17 protein-coding genes and 2 pseudogenes are annotated in these 17,109 nt (G+C 35.5%); 12 read left to right on the forward strand and 7 right to left on the reverse strand.

Going from position 1 to position 17,109, the window contains the following annotated elements:
- The first annotated feature begins 19 nt into the window (after positions 1–19).
- The 9 genes from cdr (at position 20) to QUF93_RS06385 (ending at position 6,318) form a co-directional block, all read left to right on the forward strand.
- Positions 20–1,684, forward strand: coding sequence for a CoA-disulfide reductase (cdr, locus tag QUF93_RS06345; RefSeq protein ID WP_289375234.1), 1,665 nt, complete (start codon positions 20–22; stop codon positions 1,682–1,684).
- A gap of 229 nt (positions 1,685–1,913) precedes the next feature.
- Entirely contained in the window at positions 1,914–2,177 is a 264-nt protein-coding gene (locus tag QUF93_RS06350) for a metal-sensitive transcriptional regulator (protein WP_000456201.1), read from the forward strand.
- A gap of 73 nt (positions 2,178–2,250) precedes the next feature.
- Positions 2,251–2,826, forward strand: coding sequence for a sulfurtransferase TusA family protein (locus tag QUF93_RS06355; RefSeq protein WP_141533270.1), 576 nt, complete (start codon positions 2,251–2,253; stop codon positions 2,824–2,826).
- A 38-nt stretch (positions 2,827–2,864) separates the two neighbouring features.
- Entirely contained in the window at positions 2,865–4,001 is a 1,137-nt protein-coding gene (locus QUF93_RS06360; RefSeq protein ID WP_289358180.1) for an MBL fold metallo-hydrolase, read from the forward strand.
- Between the two features lie 21 nt (positions 4,002–4,022).
- Complete coding sequence (locus tag QUF93_RS06365; protein WP_071747801.1) at positions 4,023–4,253, forward strand: sulfurtransferase TusA family protein; 231 nt, start codon at positions 4,023–4,025, stop codon at positions 4,251–4,253.
- Between the two features lie 36 nt (positions 4,254–4,289).
- On the forward strand, positions 4,290–4,652 hold the full coding sequence (locus QUF93_RS06370) for a rhodanese-like domain-containing protein (protein ID WP_289358181.1): 363 nt from the start codon (positions 4,290–4,292) through the stop codon (positions 4,650–4,652).
- A gap of 16 nt (positions 4,653–4,668) precedes the next feature.
- On the forward strand, positions 4,669–4,965 hold the full coding sequence (locus QUF93_RS06375; protein ID WP_289358182.1) for a rhodanese-like domain-containing protein: 297 nt from the start codon (positions 4,669–4,671) through the stop codon (positions 4,963–4,965).
- Between the two features lie 72 nt (positions 4,966–5,037).
- Entirely contained in the window at positions 5,038–5,517 is a 480-nt protein-coding gene (locus QUF93_RS06380) for a DsrE/DsrF/DrsH-like family protein (protein ID WP_071771170.1), read from the forward strand.
- Positions 5,518–5,550: 33 nt separating this feature from the next.
- Positions 5,551–6,318, forward strand: coding sequence for a sulfite exporter TauE/SafE family protein (locus tag QUF93_RS06385; RefSeq protein ID WP_289358183.1), 768 nt, complete (start codon positions 5,551–5,553; stop codon positions 6,316–6,318).
- A gap of 90 nt (positions 6,319–6,408) precedes the next feature.
- On the opposite strand, the gene QUF93_RS06390 is transcribed toward QUF93_RS06385, so the two are convergent.
- On the reverse strand, positions 6,409–6,849 hold the full coding sequence (locus tag QUF93_RS06390) for a hypothetical protein (RefSeq protein WP_289358184.1): 441 nt from the start codon (positions 6,847–6,849) through the stop codon (positions 6,409–6,411).
- Positions 6,850–6,997: 148 nt separating this feature from the next.
- Positions 6,998–8,206: an LCP family protein gene (locus tag QUF93_RS06395; RefSeq protein WP_289358185.1), complete on the reverse strand. Its 1,209-nt coding sequence runs from the start codon at positions 8,204–8,206 to the stop codon at positions 6,998–7,000.
- Between the two features lie 314 nt (positions 8,207–8,520).
- Between QUF93_RS06395 and QUF93_RS06400 the strand changes: the two genes are divergently transcribed.
- Positions 8,521–9,519, forward strand: a complete 999-nt coding sequence (locus tag QUF93_RS06400; RefSeq protein ID WP_289358186.1) for a YhdH/YhfP family quinone oxidoreductase — start codon at positions 8,521–8,523, stop codon at positions 9,517–9,519.
- Positions 9,520–9,554: 35 nt separating this feature from the next.
- On the opposite strand, the gene QUF93_RS06405 is transcribed toward QUF93_RS06400, so the two are convergent.
- From QUF93_RS06405 to QUF93_RS06420, 4 genes and pseudogenes are all read right to left on the reverse strand, one after another.
- Positions 9,555–11,210 carry a Na/Pi cotransporter family protein gene (locus QUF93_RS06405; protein ID WP_289358187.1) on the reverse strand — a complete coding sequence of 552 codons (1,656 nt, stop codon included), beginning with the start codon at positions 11,208–11,210 and terminating at the stop codon, positions 9,555–9,557.
- 488 nt (positions 11,211–11,698) lie between these two features.
- A complete protein-coding gene (locus QUF93_RS06410; RefSeq protein ID WP_289358188.1) occupies positions 11,699–12,685 on the reverse strand; it encodes an NAD(P)-dependent alcohol dehydrogenase in 987 nt (328 codons plus the stop codon).
- A 185-nt stretch (positions 12,686–12,870) separates the two neighbouring features.
- A complete protein-coding gene (locus tag QUF93_RS06415) occupies positions 12,871–14,073 on the reverse strand; it encodes an MFS transporter (RefSeq protein WP_289358189.1) in 1,203 nt (400 codons plus the stop codon).
- Positions 14,074–14,388: 315 nt separating this feature from the next.
- Positions 14,389–14,481 (reverse strand): annotated as a pseudogene (locus tag QUF93_RS06420) (IS6 family transposase); the annotation flags it as partial.
- A 121-nt stretch (positions 14,482–14,602) separates the two neighbouring features.
- Between QUF93_RS06420 and QUF93_RS06425 the strand changes: the two are divergent.
- Entirely contained in the window at positions 14,603–15,229 is a 627-nt protein-coding gene (locus QUF93_RS06425) for a methyltransferase domain-containing protein (protein ID WP_289358190.1), read from the forward strand.
- Positions 15,230–15,379: 150 nt separating this feature from the next.
- On the opposite strand, the pseudogene QUF93_RS06430 reads toward QUF93_RS06425, so the two are convergent.
- A pseudogene (locus QUF93_RS06430) lies at positions 15,380–15,667 on the reverse strand (IS6 family transposase); the annotation flags it as partial.
- Positions 15,668–15,942: 275 nt separating this feature from the next.
- On the opposite strand from QUF93_RS06430, the gene QUF93_RS06435 reads away from it, so the two are divergent.
- Positions 15,943–17,031 carry a DUF871 domain-containing protein gene (locus QUF93_RS06435; protein ID WP_289358191.1) on the forward strand — a complete coding sequence of 363 codons (1,089 nt, stop codon included), beginning with the start codon at positions 15,943–15,945 and terminating at the stop codon, positions 17,029–17,031.
- Positions 17,032–17,109 lie beyond the last annotated feature (78 nt).

Below are 17,109 nucleotides of genomic sequence, written 5' to 3' on the forward strand. Positions count from 1 at the left end.
CAACATGGAGGTTTAAAATATGTCTAGAAAAATTGTTGTAGTAGGTGGAGTTGCTGGTGGAGCATCAGTAGCTGCAAGGCTTCGTCGTTTAAGTGAAGAGGATGAAATTATTATGGTTGAGCGCGGTGAATATATTTCATTTGCAAATTGTGGATTACCATACTATATTGGCGGTGTAATTACAGAAAGACAAAAATTATTAGTACAAACCGTTGAAAAGATGTCAAAGCGTTTTAATTTAGATATACGTGTATTAAGTGAAGTGGTAAAGATTAATAAAGAAGAGAAAACAATTACTATAAAGAATGTAACTACAAATGAAACATATAACGAGAACTATGATGTGTTAATTCTTTCACCAGGGGCAAAACCAATTGTTCCACCTATTCCAGGTATTGAAGAAGCGAAGGCGATGTTTACGTTACGAAATGTACCTGATACAGATCGTATTAAAGCATATATTGATGAGAAGAAACCACGTCATGCGACGGTTATTGGTGGTGGATTTATTGGAGTGGAAATGGTTGAAAATTTAAGAGAACGAGGACTTGATGTTACTCTTGTAGAGATGGCCAATCAAGTGATGCCACCGATTGATTATGAAATGGCTGCATATGTACACGAGCATATGAAGAATCACAATGTTGAGCTTGTTTTTGAAGATGGTGTAGATGCATTGGAAGCGGACGGGACTGTTGTACGTTTAAAAAGTGGTTCAAACATACAGACAGATATGATTATTTTAGCAATTGGTGTACAACCAGAGAGTAGTTTAGCGAAGGATGCAGGATTAGCACTAGGAGTTAGAGGAACGATAAAAGTAAATGAGAAATTTCAAACATCGGACCAACATATATATGCAATTGGTGATGCGATTGAAGTAAAAGATTTTGTTACAGAAACAGAAACAATGATTCCTTTAGCGTGGCCGGCTAATCGTCAAGGTCGCATGTTAGCAGATATTATTCATGGTCATATGGATTCTTTATATAAAGGTACGATGGGAACTTCTATAGCTAAAGTTTTTGATTTAACAGTTGCTTCGACGGGAGTAAATGAGAAAATATTGAAACGGTTAAATATACCCTATGAGGTAGTACACGTACAAGCAAATTCTCATGCTGGATATTATCCGAATGCTACGCCAGTGCTAATAAAATTAATTTTTAATAAAGATAGCGGAAAAATTTATGGAGCGCAGGCATTAGGACGTGATGGTGTAGATAAGCGTATTGATGTTATCGCAACGGCAATAAAAGCAAATTTAACTGTAATCGATTTACCGGATTTAGAATTATCATATGCCCCGCCCTATTCTTCTGCAAAAGACCCAGTAAACATGGTGGGGTATGCGGCAAGTAATATAGTAGATGGTTTTATGGACACAGTACAATGGCATGAAATAGATCGTATTGTTGAAGATGGTGGATATCTTATTGATGTTCGAGAGCCTAATGAATTAAAACAGGGAATGATTAAAGGCTCTATTAATATTCCGTTAGATGAATTACGTGATCGCTTGGATGAAGTGCCGGTGGATAAAGAAATATATATTACTTGTCAACTTGGTATGAGAGGGTATGTTGCAGCGCGCATGTTATTAGAAAAAGGATATAAGGTAAAGAACGTAGATGGTGGTTTTAAATTATACGGGACAGTATTACCAGACCGTATTGTATATTGAAGTTTATGGGCAGTGAATCTTCCACTTTAAAAGTTGGTGGGAGATTGCTGCTCGTAAAATTCAGCTTTGTATAGCCTACACAAAAAATAAGGATAGAAGTCTCACTTTATGCCTTTTTTCATATGTAGTTAAAAAATTAAAATTAAGGGGTTTACATTATACCCTACAGGGTATAATATATTGTCATAAGATATAAATAGTGACATAATGGTAATGAGGTGATTATAGAATGGAATATAATCAAGATATGAAAAATAGATTAAAACGTATTGAAGGTCAAGTTCGTGGTGTGCTTCGCATGATGGAAGAGGGAAAAGATTGCCGAGATGTTATTACACAGTTAACTGCATCCCGTTCTGCATTAGATCGTACAATTGGACTTGTTGTTGGAACAAATTTAGAGCAATGTTTGCGTGAGCAGTTTGAAACAGGTAATGGTTCAAACGAAGAGTTAATTAAAGAAGCTGTTCAATTACTTGTAAAAAGCCGATAATCTGTCAAACGTATGTGTTGACAGATTTTCAAAAACGGGTTTATATACCCCTACTGGTATATGTATATAAAATGTGGAGGAATCGATAATGAGTATAAAAGTAGATATGAGTTTAGATTGTAAAGGTTTGGCTTGTCCGATGCCGATTGTGAAGACGAAGAAGGCAATGGAAGGATTGATATCGGGGCAAGTGATTGAAATTGAGGCAACAGATAAAGGATCTACGATAGATATACAAAGTTGGGCGAGTAAAGTAGGGCATCAATATATCGGGACGAAACACGAAGGTGACATATTGATGCATTATGTGAGGAAAGCACACGAGCATGAAGTGAATGAAGTTGTGAAATATCCTCATACAATTACGAATACGGAATTACAGTCTATATTGTCTCGCGAGGAAGAGTGCATCGTATTAGATGTTCGCGAAGCAGCGGAGTTTGCTTTTGGTCATATTCCATCAGCCATTTCGGTGCCGTTAGGCGAATTAGACAGTGCAGCGTTAGATCAGACGAAGCAAATATATGTTATTTGCCGAACAGGTAACCGCAGTGATGTAGCTTGCCAAATGTTGAAAGAAAAAGGCTATTCAAATGTGAAAAATGTCATTCCAGGTATGTTAGAGTGGCAAGGGAATATGGAAAAGTAAAATTTTTTAAATATAAATATACCTATGGGGGTAATTGGATGGACGTTAAGATGTTACAAGTAAAAGATGTTGCAGAGAAAGTTTTATTCGGAGAGTTGTTTATTTTAGATGTTCGTAATGAGACGGATTATGAAGATTGGAAAATTGAAGGGAAACAAATTTCTTCTATTAATAAGCCGTATTTTGACTTGTTAGATGGTGTAGATCATATTGCAAGTGAATTACCGGGGGAGAAAGAGATTTTAGTCGTATGTGCGAAAGAAGGTTCTTCGCAGTTTGTTGCAGAACAATTGTTGGATGCGGGTTTCAATAATGTTTACTATTTAGCTGGTGGTATGAAAGCTTGGAGTGAATATGTAAAGCCGTTAAAAGTAGGAGATGTGCAGGGCGGAGGGAGTATATATCAATTTAACCGTCTTGGAAAAGGGTGTTTATCTTATATGGTCATTTCAAACGGTGAAGCGGCAGTTATTGATGCGGTAAGAACGATTGAAGCATACGAGGAGTTTGCGAAAGAGCAGGGCGTTACGATTACGAATGTAATGGATACACATTTACATGCAGACCATATTTCTGGAGGGCGTAAGTTAGCTGAAAAAGTAGGTGGTACGTATTGGTTACCTCCAAAAGATGCCGAGGAAGTCGTTTTCTCATACGAACCGCTTGTAGAAGGATCTGTTATTACGGTGGGGGGGACCAAAATTGAAATTGATGCGTTATACTCACCGGGGCATACGATTGGAAGTACATCATTTATTGTAGATGATTCTTATTTATTGTCGGGTGATATTTTATTTGTAGATTCGATCGGGCGTCCAGACCTTGCTGGGAAGGCGGAAGACTGGGTAGGGGATTTACGAAATACTTTATATAAACGTTATAAGGAATTATCTCAAGATTTAATTGTTTTACCGGCTCATTATTCAAAAATAAGTGAAATGGACGACAGAGGCATTGTGAGTGCGTATTTACAAGATTTATTTAAGGAGAATGTAGGGTTAAATATTGTTGATGAGGTAGAGTTTCGTAAAACTGTGACAGAGAACTTACCGCCTCAGCCGAATGCTTATGAAGAAATTCGTCAAACGAATATGGGTAAGATTTATCCGAGTGTGGAAGAAGAGCGTGAAATGGAGATTGGCCCAAATCGTTGTGCAGTTCATGATTCATTATAAAATAACAAACTGGAGGAATAGATGATGAATGTAAAACAAGTATTAGATGCGAAAGGTTTAGCATGTCCAATGCCGATTGTAAGAACGAAAAGAGCGATGGATACTTTACAATCTGGAGAAGTGTTAGAAGTACATGTAACGGATAAAGGGTCAATTAAGGATATTCCGGCGTGGGCAAACAAAACTGGTCATGACATCGTAAAGCATGCAGAAGAAAGCGATGTACTGAAGTTTTGGATTAAGAAGGCGTAGAAAGAAATAATTTTATAAATGTAGAGGGGGAGTTATATGAACACAATATTAAGTACGCTTTTCATTGTACTTGCTGCATCGTTTATTATTTCACGTTTTTTACCGGTGAAAGGTGTTCAAAATATAAATGGAAAAGAATTAAAGAGTATAGTGGGGAAAAAGGGAAAACAATTCATCGATGTTCGTACAGTAGGTGAATATAGAGGAAATCATATGAAAGGATTTCAGAATATCCCGCTAAATGAGTTAGTTAGTAAAGCAAATCAGCTAGATAAAAATAAGGAAGTAATCGTTATTTGTCAGAGCGGGATGAGAAGTAAGCAAGCAGCAAAAGTATTAAAAAAATTAGGGTTTCAGCGCGTTATCAATGTTTCAGGTGGTATGAATGCTTGTAATTAAGAAGGAGACGGGAAATATGAAAGAAATGACTGTAAAAGAATTAGAAGAAAAATTGTTACGTAAAGAAGTAGTAAATATCGTAGATGTACGTGAAGTAGAAGAAGTAGCCGAAGGGAAAATTCTAGAAGCATGTAATATTCCGCTAGGACTATTAGAATTTCGTATGCATGAGCTAAATAAAAATCAGGAATATATTATCGTTTGTCGCTCAGGAGGAAGAAGTGCAAGAGCAGTTCAGTTTTTAGAGAGCCACGGTTTTCGAGCGATCAATATGGTAGGTGGTATGTTAGCTTGGGAAGGTAAAGTCGTATAGTACGAAGATAAACGATTTGAGCCTTTTTATAAGCAATCAAATACCCCTATAGGTAATTGGAGGGAGACCAACATGGAACAACAGAAGAAAACAACGATTGTTTTATTTAGTGGAGATTATGATAAAGCGATGGCAGCCTATATTATTGCAAATGGTGCAGCGGCGTACGATCAAGAGGTGACTATTTTTCATACTTTTTGGGGATTAAATGCCTTAAGGAAAGATGAACATGTGGAAGTAAAGAAAACTCTCATAGAGAAAGTTTTTGGAAAAATGATGCCACGCGGTGCTGATAAAATGGGATTATCTAAAATGAATTTTGCTGGTATGGGACCAAAGATGATAAAAGGTATTATGAAAAAACATAACGCCATGCCTTTGCCGGATTTAATTGATTTGGCGAAAGAACAGGGTATTAAACTTGTAGCTTGTCAAATGACAGTAGATTTATTAGGGTTAAAAGAGGAAGAGATTATGGAAGGGGTAGAGTTTGCTGGGGTAGGAGCATATTTAGCAGATGCTTCGGATGGGAATGTGAATTTATTTATTTAAATCACCTTCTTTTTAGAAGGCGGGGGATACAATATGAGTTTAACAGTACTACTTTTTATTATTGGGTTTATAGGTTCGTTTATTTCAGGAATGGTTGGGATTGGCGGTGCAATTATTAATTATCCGATGATCTTATACATTCCAGTATTGCTAGGATTTACTGGCTATACACCACATGAAGTGAGCGGTATTACAGCGGTTCAAGTGTTTTTTGCAACTTTTGCAGGTGCATGGGCATATCGGAAAAGTAACGATATGGATAAAACGTTAGTTGTGTATATGGGGGCTAGTATATTAATAGGAAGCTTTGTAGGTAGCTTTAGTGCGAATCTATTAAATGAGCATGCTGTAAACATTGTTTACACATTATTAGCTACTATTGCGGCTATTATGATGTTTATACCGAAGCGAAGCGATCGTAAGGGATCAGAGGGGATTATGTACAATAAATGGCTAGCTAGTTTACTAGCGTTTAGTGTAGGAAGTGTTTCCGGCATTATTGGGGCTGGTGGTGCATTTCTTTTAGTCCCGATTATGCTAGTTGTTTTAAAACTACCGATACGTACGACAATAGCAACATCTATCGCTATTACTTTTATTTCTTCGATAGGAATTACTACTGGGAAAGTGATTACTGGACAAATAGTTGTTATTCCGGCTCTTATCGTTGCGATAGCAAGTTTATTTGCCGCTCCTCTTGGGGTGAGAGTAGGGAAGAGAGTGAATCAAAAAGTTTTGCAATATGTATTATCTATTTTAATTGTAGGCACCGCTATAAAGATGTGGATCGATATGATATGAATAAAAAAGGATGGTGCTGCTTGCAGCCCATCCTTTTCTTTTATCCCGCTATTTGTGGGCAGTAAAACTCCCACCGATTATAGTTTCACTTTATGCCCAAATAACTTTCATTAAGTTCTTATATTCATCGTTTGCCAGCTTATACAGCATTCTCGTATGTTCAAAGACAAGTGCGGGATTAAAGTTTGGTTCTGAGAATGCAAGAGATGTTGAAATATCAATTGCATTTTGTTTGTTTAGCGTGAATTTTGCAAATCGATAAGATGTGTTTAATTCATTAATGACATGTAAAACGTCATTTGTTGATGCTGAATCAGGTACAAGAGCAACATTGAAGCAGTATATATCCACAGCAGGATGTTCGTTTTGGAAAGCAGCGATAAGTTGAATTTTTGCGCCAGCTTCTGTTTCTAATCCTACTGAGAAATGTACAGAACCATCATTTTCATCTATATTTTCTTCCATGTATATATCGTTTGATTTTAAGTACTCTTTAAAATCTGAAATGTTATGTTTTACTGCAGCTTTCATATGTATGAGCCCCCTGGTAATTGGAATAGATTACTATTATTTATTATAATTTAAAAATATTAAAAAAGATAGTTGGAAAGTTCTGATTTTTTGTTTTGAAAGCATTAAAAAGAAGCAGTGCTCTACCTTCATAGAGCACTGCTTCACTTTATTCATTGTCATTAGACGATGTTTCTGTATCTTCACTGTTATTTTTATTCTTATTTTGAGTTTCATTGTTACTTGATTCGCGTTCACTCGTATTTTCAGACTTAGATTCTTTTGTTTTCTCTGAGCTTGTTTTTTTCGAATCAGAATCAGATTTTGTATATGCAGGTAATCCAAGGTGAGTACGAAGTTCGTTTGTAACATTAGCTAATTCTTTTTTATCTGGATTGTAGTAGTAAGTTCGGCCACCACCAGCTGACTTACTACATGTATCATCACCTTTTGCCATGTAACAGTCTTCACCTTCAATTTGTAATTTCTCAATTGAAGAATCTGCTCCATATTTATAGAATGAAAGCATATCGTCGAATGTTAAGTTTGTAACGAATTGTCCGTTAATATCATCAATGATGTCACCAACTTTTGTTACGGATCCAACGCTTGTTAGTTTCTTTAAAATGGCTTCGATAACGAGTTGCTGACGTTGACCACGCATCGCATCACTATCAACGTGCCTTGTTCTAGCTAGAGCAAGAGCTTCTTCGCCATTTAACTTTTGAACACCTTTTTGCAGGTGAATTGCCTCAGCATTATCGTTGCTATCTTGCTCAGTAAATTCAACTGGTACATCAACTTCAATACCGCCTAAGTCATCGACGATTTTTATAAATGATTTAAAGTTGAATTTTACAAAGTAATCGACAGGAACATTCATTAATTTTTCAACTGCATCAATGCTTGCTTGTGGTCCACCATCTTTTCCGTTTTTAGCAGAACCGAATGCATGAGCGTGTGTAATTTTATCTTTTTTCTTTTCTACTGGAATATAAGTATATGTGTCACGTGGAATACTTAATAGTTTAACAGTTTTGCTATCTTTATTAAAAGTTGCAAGTAATAGTGCATCCGTTCGTATAGCTTCACCGTATTCTTTCCCACGGACATCGCTTTCATCAACACCCATGATTAAGACAGATACATTGTTTGTAATAGGTTTTACAGCCTTATCACGTAAATCAGATTTATCACCGCGCGCTAAATCGTGTGCGGCATTTCGAATAGCAGAAGATGCTTTATTTGCTAAAAACCAAGTATAACCGCCGCCTACTATTAAAAAGAATAGAATAGCGCTTATAATAATTTTCGTTTTTTTCTTACTTTTTTTCGGGTTATTGCGTGTATTTTCTTGCAAAGATGGGTTTTGCTCCATTTCTTGTACTCCTTCATTTGGATTGAAATACGGCACTCATATCCACTTATTATAATGAAATTTAGCGAAAAAAAACATTACAAATCATTTACATTTCGTAAAAATTCAATTTATTTATAAAAAGTCAGATTTTCTATATTTTATTTTTAAGATGTAGAACAAGTATAATGTGTTTTAGTAGAAATGAAAATATGTATTGTGAGAAAGTAATAGAGAAGTAAGATTTGTTGAAATATAGCCAAGAAAATGTGATTAGCTGTATATGTACTTCTTATATAATAAAGAAAGATTTTACGGATGGAGGAGAGAGCATAATGAATCATACATCATTCCGAGCAATGGTCGTGAACGAAAAAGAAAATAATCAATTTGAAAGAAAGCTTGTTGAGAGAGAAGTCAATAGTTTACCTGAAGGAGACGTATTAATACGTGTTTATTATTCTTCATTAAATTATAAAGATGCCCTTTCAGCTACTGGTAATAAAGGTGTAACGAGAACATATCCTCATACACCAGGCATCGACGCAGCGGGAGAGGTAGTTAGTAGTGGAAATAACGCCTTTCAGGAAGGCGATCAAGTTATTGTAACGGGATATGATTTAGGTATGAATACTTCTGGTGGTTTCGGAGAATATATTCGCGTGCCATCATCTTGGGTTGTTCCTTTACCAAAAGAAATGTCTTTGAAGGAAAGTATGATGTACGGGACAGCAGGTTTTACAGCTGCCTTATCGGTATATAAGCTCATTAGAGCAGGAATTAATCCTAATATGGGGGATGTTTTAGTAACGGGTGCTACGGGCGGAGTAGGCAGTGTAGCAGTTAGTATTTTAGGGAAGCTAGGATATAGCGTAGTAGGGGCAACAGGGAAAATGGAAGAGAAGGAGATGCTGCTACGTTTAGGTGCAAAAAAGATGATTCATCGCGCGGAATTGAGTGATGAATCAGAAAGACCAATGCTTAAAGGAATATACGCTGGGGTTGTCGATACTGTAGGCGGAAACATGTTAGAAAGTTCTTTAAAGGTAGTTAAGTATGGAGGCTGTGTAACAACGTGTGGTAACGTAGCAGGGCATGAATTAAATACAACTGTATACCCATTCATATTGCGAGGGATTAGCCTTTTAGGCATAGATTCAGTTCAATGTCCTGTAGATATGAGAAGAGAAGTGTGGGCATTGCTAGCCGGTGAGTGGAAAAATTCAGAGCTATTATCTTATACAGAAGAATGTACATTAAAAGAATTAGATGAGAAGTTTGCACTTATACTGCAAGGAAAGTTAAAAGGAAGAACGGTTGTAAATATGAAATGAAAAAAAGAGACGCTCAAATTAGCGTCTCTTTTCTATTATAATGATTGTTTTAAATTTACTTTTCCTTGTTCACCTAAAACGCCATCAGCGATATTTACAGCGTGATCACCGATACGCTCTAAGTTACTTACCATATCAACGAAAATAATACTTGCATCACCTGAACAGCTACGTTCGTTCAAACGTAATACATGACGTTTACGTAGTACACGTTCCATTTGATCGATTTTACGTTCTTTTGCAATAACCGTTTGAGCTAGTTCAGTGTCGAAGTTTGTTAAGGCATTGATTGCATCTTGTAATGTTGAAATTGTTAATTCAAGCATTTCATTTAATTCAGCTAGTGCTTCATCTGATAGTGAAACGCGGTTTGAAATTTGGAAATCTACAAGTTCTACCAGGTTTTCTACATGATCACCAACACGTTCAATATCTCCAACAACACCTGCTAGAACTGAATGCTTTTCAGAGTCTGTATGTGAAAGTGGTTTTTCTGATAGTAAAACTAAATACTCGGTAATTTTTTTATCTAAATTGTTAATAGCAGCTTCTAATTGAGTAGCCATATCAGCGTGTTTCTTTTCTTGTGTATTTAAAAATTGGGTTGCTTCTTTTAAGCCATGTAACGAAAATTCAGCCATACGAATAACTTCTTTTTGTGCTTCAGTTAAAGCAATGGCTGGAGATTGCTCAATAAAGATTGGATTTAAATGTTGCGGTTTGAAATCAATAGCAGAATCTTCGCCGCGAATAAGTTTTGTTACAATCCATGCTAGCACTGCAATGAATGGGAACTGAATAACCGCATTCGTTACGTTAAATGTTCCGTGTGCAAAAGCAATTGTCATTTCTGGATTTAAGTTTAAAGATGTTTGGAAATATTGAATTAAACTTGTAAATGGTACTAATAAAATCGTAAAAATGATTGTACCGACGATATTAAAGATAACGTGAACTAATGCTGCACGTCTTGCTGCAATAGAAGTACCGATTGCTGCTAATACAGCTGTAATTGTTGTACCGATGTTATCACCGAATAATACAGGAAGAGCAGCTTGTAAATCAATTGCACCTTGACCGAATAATTCTTGTAAAATACCGATTGTCGCACTTGAACTTTGTACAATTAAAGTGAAGACTGTACCAACAACGATTCCTAAGATTGGGTTATCACTCATACTAACCATTAATTCTTGGAATGATTCTAAAGAGCGAAGAGGTTTCATACCTGAGCTCATTAATTCTAAACCGAAGAATAACATACCAAAACCGAATATAACTTGACCTAAAGAATGTACTTTTTTATTTTTAAAGAAGAATAGTAAGATAGCTCCAACTGCCATAATTGGGAGAGCGTATTCTCCGATTTTAATCCCGATAATAAATGCAGTAACTGTCGTTCCGATGTTTGCACCCATAATAACACCAATTGCTTGTCTTAATGTCATAAATCCAGCACTTACAAGTCCGACTGTTAAAGCGGTTGTTCCTGAACTTGATTGAATTAATACTGTAACTAACATACCTGCTAGTACACCCATAAGAGGATTTGTTGTAAAACGATCTAGAATATCGCGAAGACGATCTCCAGCTGCTTGTTGCAGTCCATCGCCCATGTATTTAATCCCGAATAAGAAAATACCTAATCCACCAATGAACTGGAAGATCATATCTTGAATATTATATTCCACGCATTCCACTCCTTAAATTTCATGTACGATGTAATTATTAACTAAACCTTGAGGCACTGTAAACGGTTTATCAGTAAAATTTACACTAAATTTACAAAGGGGTGAAAAGTTTACAATTCTTTAAAGAAACAGCTGTATTTAATTGGTTTTATTCTTTTGTAAATAGTGTTTTTGTAAAGAAGTCACACTTATCAAATTATTTTAGGATAATAAAAATAGCGGAATGAACTATCCGAATTGGGTGCGCTAAGTAAAATTTCACCTTATTTATAATAATGGTTTTTTGCATATTTTTTGGTCAAAGTTAGAAAAATATGTAGGGGAAATGGGGGAGGTGTGAAATGAATGTATTAAATGAAAGTGAAAAAAGATTGAATTACTTACAACAATAAAAAAGAGCAATTCGCATATGAATTTGCCCTGTTTTTTAATGTTAAAAAAGTTTGAGTGCTTCGCATTGTAAAACTATGTGCAGTGTTCTTCTTTTATTAGGAGTGGTCGTTATGTTTCACGTTTATGACGACATTTCCCTTTTTGTGTCCTTTTTCTACATATATATGAGCTTCAACAATTTCCTCAAAAGTATATTGCCTATCAATGATCACTTTTATTTTACCGTTCTCAACAAGTTCTTTAAGGAAGTCTAGTGCTTCGGAAGTTTCAGGTGCATTTTGACTTAATATTAGTTTCTTACGACTTGTCAATTTCGTCCATAGCATTTGAGCACTCGGTAACGGTTCGACTATATTTATATAAGTACCATCTTCTTTTAACAATTTCATACAATCTGAAAACGTACTTTTATTTACGGCTTCAAAGATAATATCATAAGCTCCGTCTATAGTAGAAAAATCGCTTGCGGTGTAATCAATTACTTTGTCAGCTCCTAGAGATTTGACTAACTCTAAATTGGTGCTACTGCATACCCCAGTAACTGTTGCGCCGAAATATTTAGAGATTTGTACTGCATAACTTCCGACACTTCCAGAAGCACCATAAATAAGAACGTTTTGACCGTTCTGAATGTTAGCTTTCCTTAGGAAAAATAATGCTGTACGTGCCCCGATTGGAACGGCTGCGGCTTCTTCATAAGTTATATTGGAGGGTTTCATGCACACGGGTCCATCTTCAGGTAGACAAATATATTCAGCATAAGAACTAAAATTTGCTTGGGTAGCAGCAAAAACTTGGTCTCCTGCTTTAAAACGCGTAACGTCTTTTCCTACTGATTCAACTTCACCAGCCAATTCCATTCCAAGTATTTGTTTTTTCGGTTGTTTAAAGCCAAGTGCAATTCGAGCGGGTAGCCAAACAGAAGAGGGAACTGTAAAACTTCTTGAACGAATATCTCCTGCTGTTACGGTTGTCGCTTTTATTTTTACAAGTATTTCGTTTTCTTTAGGACTAGGTTTTTCTACCTCTTTCAATTGAAGAACGTCCGGGGGACCGTATTTTGTGTAAACTATTGCTTTCATCAACATTTCCTCCAATTTGTTCTATATATTAATATCATACGAACAACATGAATAAATAGAACAGCGGTTCACCTTTCAATACAATGCAAAAAAGCAGTGTGATTTTTTGAGGAATCCACTGCTTTTTGCATTTGTGTATATATGATTTTTTTAGTCCAAGTACTTTGAAAAAGAATCAGTTAACATTACCCAGCGGCTTTTTCGTTTGTTTTATCTCCCTGTTTTTGTTTCCGTAAGCTTGTGATGTAAATGAAAAGGAACGCGATAAGTAATAGGGAAGAATAACGATATACAGTTGCATAGTTTGTAAAGTGTGCAATGAATCCAAAAATAATCGCTCCAGCACCAATTCCAAGATCAAATGCTGAGAAGAATGTTGCTGTTGCCACTCCTCTCCGGTGCGGTGCTACTCGGTCAATCATCCATGCTTGTAGCGCCGGTTGAATCGCTCCAAAACCACTTCCGTAGCACGCTGCCGCAATAATTAAACTCGGAATTGTAGTTGTATACGACAGTAAAATAATACCTGTAAACGTTATAATAACTCCTGGAATGATGACGAATGTATGGCCCTTCGCATCATATAATTTTCCAGAAAACGGACGAGTTACAGCGATTGCAAGTGCGTTAAATAAAAAGAAGAGACTAATATCGGCAATGCCGACTTCCGTAGCAAATAATGTGATAAAGCTTCCAATTCCCCCGTACATTAATGTAATACATAATATTAATAATGAAGGAAGTAAAGCTTTTCGCTCAATAAATCCATCGAGAAAGGTACCAGATGTTTGCTGTGGTGGTTGCGGCGATTTTTTGATTTGAAGTAGTTTCGTTAATATTAATGAAACTATTGTGCATGAAAGTGCACATAAAAAAAGAATCGTGAAGTTATATGCTTGCATAAGCCAAAGTCCGATAAGCGGACCGAGCGCCATGGCGATAGTTCCAGAAAGACCGAAATACCCCATGCCTTCACCGCGGCGAGCTTGCGGAATTAAATCTGAAACGACAGTTCCATATGTAGTCGTTGTAATACCAAAACCAGCTCCGTGTAAAATTCGAACGGCAAGTAATAGGAAAACGGTTGAAGCGAAAAGATAACTGCCCATAGCGAGTAAACAAATAGCGGTACCGATCATTAAAATGATTTTTTTGTTGAATTTTTGTAAGGCGTTTCCAGTTAACGGCCTAATAAAAAGTGCTGCAACGGTAAACATGCCGACAACGAATCCGATGTTTGAACTTGTGCCTCCAATTTCTTTCACATAAACAGGTAAAGTTGGAATTAACATTTGAAATCCTAAAAACATACATAAGTTTGCTAGAATTAGCGCAATAAACTCTTTTGTCCATAACGGTTCTCGCTTTACGAGTATTGCCTCTCCCATATATTCATCCCCTATATAAAAGTTTTCCTGCGTTAACGGGCAGTAAGACTCTCACCTCAAAATTTGGCTGGAGCAAAGAAGTTAGGTGGGAGCCCTGCTGTCCGTTAACGCCCGATTGGTGAAGGCTAATAATCAGTGGGGATGAACAAAACCCCCACTGATTAAAGTTTCACTTTATCTCTGTTCTTTCGAGTATATGTATTGGTCAACGTAACAGTCAAGGAAGGTGCCTTGAAAACGTATAACAATTTTGGTTCTGGTGCAAAGATAAAATAAAAGAGAATATAGCGCATATATTTCTAGCGGAATTGTATTTTATGCTGTTAGTCCAAAAAATTGATGGATGAATTTTTTCTGGTTTTGAACAGACTGATCCCGTAAATCAATCTGTTCTTTTTTAATCATATATTATCAGTATGTCCAAGTTTAGGAGATTACTTGCAAGAACTTTAGAGTTTTTACACCAGAACCATATAAAATACATATTTATAAAAAATATTTTATTTTACTATTTTTAAGGAGGATAATTATGGATAAAACAACTGAAGAAGAATTTAATTATATCGATTACTGGGAAAATAATTATGCCAATGGAGGAACTTCAGGAAGTGGATCATATGGAATGTTAGCAGAATTCAAGAAAGATGTAATTAATGAATTAATAATTGAAAACCAAGTTCAAACTGTAATTGAATTTGGTTGTGGCGATGGTAACCAATTAAAATATATGGAATATCATAACTACTTAGGTATGGATATTTCACCTACATCTATAGATATATGTTCAAAAATGTTTACAAAAGATAACACAAAAAATTTTTTATTATACAATCCTAAATATTTTATTAATAAAGGATATTTTAAAAGTGATTTAGTAGTATGTTTAGATGTTTTATATCACATCACAAATGAGACTGATTTTCAAAAAACTTTAGACGATATTTTTTCTTGTAATTCTTCTTTTATTATTCTATATACAAGAATTGTTAAATCAGAAGGGTTTGTGTATAGTATTCCAACAATTAAAGATCGAGATATCTTGAGTTATATATCAAAATACAAAGATTATAACGTATTAAAAATTATAGAACAAAAATATAAAAAATTATCATCAGCTGATTTTATTATTTTAGAAAAAATAAAAAATAAAATATAAAATAAACAAAAAGATTAACCATTAAGGTTAATCTTTTTGTTTATTTTATTAAACCCTTGTTTTTGGGTGTGAGTGCTGGTTGGGGGATTTGGGGGCTAGCCTCCAAGATTTTAACGTAACTAAATACGGCATAAGAATACTATTCAGAGCGATAGAACTGGGTAGTTCGGCTGGTACAATTGCTATAGGATAAGCTGGATTTTTATCGACTGTTATAACACGAGGTTTTGAAACATGAAAAGACTGCAAGGCCTTCTTGAAAAAATGCTTTGCAGCCTTCTGGTCTCTTTTTTTGCTCAGGTGAAAATCGATTGTATTTCCTTTCGAATCAACAGCACGATACAGGTACATCCATTGACCTTTTATTTTGATATATGTTTCATCGACTCTCCAGGAGTCACTTGTTTGTTTAAGGTGACGTCGGATTCGTTTGTCCAAGATTTGTAGATTGATTGCAATTGTCCTGAAGTTTTTGCACCAGAACCACAATTTTTGAGGCGAAAAAACTGACAAATTTGTGGAAAGACTACACAATTTTGAAAAAAAGATGTAAAGTATAGATGTATAGACTAGTAGTTGTTGTGAATGATAGAAAATATTTTTTCTTTAAAGAAAGCGGATTCAAATGGTAGTGGACGAGAAGGGGATACATACTTTTTTACTACATATATTTGAAAAGGTTTACAATATGATGAAGAAAGAGGCATGTACATATGAGACGATTAGGTATTTCTATTTATCCAGAACATTCGACAGTAGAGGAAGATAAAGAGTATTTAACATTAGCAAGTAAATACGGATTTACACGTGTATTCACATGTTTATTATCTGTAGATGGCGAAAAAGAGACAATTATAGAAGAGTTTAAGGAAACGATCTCTCATGCGAATGCATTAGGGTTTCAAGTATTAGTTGATATTAGTCCAGCTGTTTTTGAACAACTAGGTATTTCGTATAATGATTTATCGTTCTTCCATGAACTAGGTGCGTACGGTATTCGCTTAGATGTTGGTTTCTCAGGTTTAGAAGAATCGATTATGACGTACAATCCATACGGCTTAAAAATTGAGATTAATATGAGTAACGGTACGAAGTATGTAGATAATATTATGAGTCATAGACCAAATCGTGAAAATTTAATTGGTTGTCATAACTTTTATCCGCATCGTTATTCCGGATTATCATACGATCATTTCATTAAGTGCTCGAAACAATTTAAAGATTACGGTATGAGAACAGCTGCTTTTATTTCATCATTTGATGCAACATATGGACCTTGGCCAGTAACAGAAGGGTTATGTACACTAGAGCAGCATCGTGAATTACCGATGACAACACAAGCGAAGCATTTGTTTGCAACAGAATTAATTGATGATGTTATTATTGCGAACGCTTATGCTTCAGAGGAAGAATTGAAAGCACTAGGTACATTAAATAAAGAGAAACAAACATTTGATATAGGAGTATATGATACAACAACAGAATTAGAAAGAATTATTGTGTTAGACGAACCGCATTTTTATCGCGGAGATGTATCTGAATATATGATTCGTTCTACACAAAGTCGTGTGAAATATAAAAAAGAAGAGTTCAAACCACACAATACACGTGAAATTAAACGTGGGGATCTTTTAATTGATAATGAACAATATGGTCAATATAAAGGTGAATTACAAATCGCTTTAAAAGATATGGTGAATACAGGAAAAACAAATGTAGTTGGCCGAGTTGTAGAGGAAGAAATCTTCTTATTAGATTATTTACAAGCTTGGGATAAGTTTGGATTTACGCTAAAGAAATAATGAAAGCGGGATAAAGTGAAACTTTAATCAGTGAGGATTTAGTTCATCCACACTGATTATTAGCCTTCACAAACCGGG

The sequence above is a fragment of the Bacillus hominis genome, from assembly GCF_030348325.1.
Classification (GTDB): Bacteria; Bacillota; Bacilli; order Bacillales; family Bacillaceae_G; genus Bacillus_A; species Bacillus_A hominis.